The sequence below is a fragment of the Belnapia sp. AC561 genome, from assembly GCF_979252845.1.
In genome coordinates, this window is record NZ_CEEDBP010000498.1 from 1 (window position 1) to 235 (window position 235).

The window sequence follows — 235 nt, forward strand, 5'->3', positions numbered from 1 at the left end:
GCAGCCCGATGGCTCCGCCTTCCGCGTCGGCGCCCTGAGCCCCGACGAGGTCCGGACGCGGATCGCCGCGTCGTCGGTGCTCGTGCCCAATGGCGGCATCCTCCTCGATCGGACGGTTTTCGACCGCATCGGCTGGTACGACCCGAGCATCGTGCTGCGGCGCTCCTGCGACTGGGATCTTTTCCGCCGCATCATCGATGCCGGTACCACCTTCGAGGTTCTGCCCGACGTCCTG

1 protein-coding gene is annotated in these 235 nt (G+C 68.5%); it reads left to right on the forward strand.

Features of this window, described 5'->3' with window-relative positions:
* A partial coding sequence (locus tag AC0IW9_RS32005; RefSeq protein WP_471652305.1) for a hypothetical protein occupies positions 1-235 on the forward strand: 235 nt, incomplete at both ends.